Here is a 1,311-nt window from a genome sequence, read left to right as displayed (position 1 = left end):
GGCGATTGTGGTCGCCGAACTGATGAACGCCTCCTTGGCAGCCTTGGCCTCAGTGACCGAAAAACCGCGCTCCTCGATCTTGAGGCCGAGCTTGGCGGCGACATCGAAAAGCGTCGTGCGGGTGATGCCGCGCAGGATGCCGTGCTCGGCCGGCCGGGTCACCAGTATGCCGTCCCTTGTGACAATCCAGGCGTTTGACGAGCCGCCTTCCTTGACGTTGCCATCGGCGTCGACGAACCAGGCTTCCTGGGCGCCGGCTTCCTTGGCCTTCTGCTTGGCAAGCACATTGGGCAAAAGGCCCGTGCTCTTGATGTCGACGCGGTCCCAGCGATTCTCAGGCACGGTGATGACCTTGATGCCGGCCTCCACCCGCTTCGCATTCGCCGCCGGATCGGCTTTCCTGGCGGTTATGACCAGGGAAGATTTCGTGCCTGCCGGCGGGAAAACGAACTCGCGGCTGGCGACGCCGCGCGTCACCTGCACATAGACAAGGCCGTTGACCACGCCGTTGCGATTGACCACCTCGCGCAGCAGCAGCGACAAGACGCCTTCCGATACCGGCCAGGCGATCGACAGTTCCTTCAGCGAGCGCTTGAGCCGGGCAAGATGGCGCGGCATGTCGACGATATGGCCGCGCGCCACTTCGCAGACCTCATAGACGCCGTCGGCGAACTGGTAGCCGCGGTCCTCGATATGGACGCTGGCTTGGGAATGGACGACATAGCGCCCGTTGACATAGGCAATGCGCGGCATGGGCATCCTCGGGGAAATATCGGGCTTTCTTAGGCGATTCTGCCTTTGCCGTAATAAACAATCGCGTGGGCCAAGCCGGTCTAGACTCCCAGCGACTTCAGCTTGCGATGCAGGGCCGACCGCTCCATGCCGATGAACTCGGCGGTCTTCGAGATGTTGCCGCCGAAGCGGTTTATCTGGGCGATCAGATAGTCCTTCTCGAATTGCTCGCGCGCCTCGCGTAACGGCAGCGCCATTATGTGCTGGTCCGACTGATTGGGCGTGCGTGGCATCACGTCGCCGATCTCGGACGGCAGAAGGTCGGCGGTGATCGGAGCATCGGGATTTTCCCCTCGCGCCAGGATCATCAACCGCTCGACATTGTTGCGCAGCTGGCGAACGTTGCCCGGCCAGTTATGCGCCTGCAGCACGGCCAGCGCATCGTCGCCGATGCGGCGCGGCTTGATGCCGGCCTGGCGTGCGATCTGCTTCATGAAATTGTCGACGAGATAGGGAATGTCCTCGCGCCGCTCGGCGAGCCCGGGCACCATGACCGGAACCACCGCCAGGCGGTGGTAG

At 63.0% G+C, this 1,311-nt stretch carries 2 protein-coding genes; both read right to left on the bottom strand.

The features are described from left to right. The coding region (locus tag EOA24_RS38195; protein WP_127410839.1) for a D-amino-acid transaminase at positions 1-753 on the bottom strand (753 nt) is incomplete at its 3' end. A gap of 80 nt (positions 754-833) precedes the next feature. Next, positions 834-1,311 (bottom strand): helix-turn-helix domain-containing protein (locus EOA24_RS38190; RefSeq protein WP_133374919.1); only part of this gene is annotated, 478 nt, incomplete at its 5' end.

The sequence above is a fragment of the Mesorhizobium sp. M2A.F.Ca.ET.039.01.1.1 genome, assembly GCF_003998035.1.
In the GTDB taxonomy this organism is placed as follows: domain Bacteria; phylum Pseudomonadota; class Alphaproteobacteria; order Rhizobiales; family Rhizobiaceae; genus Mesorhizobium.
Note: the sequence above shows the minus strand (reverse complement) of the source record. Positions and strands in the feature narration are given on the sequence as shown.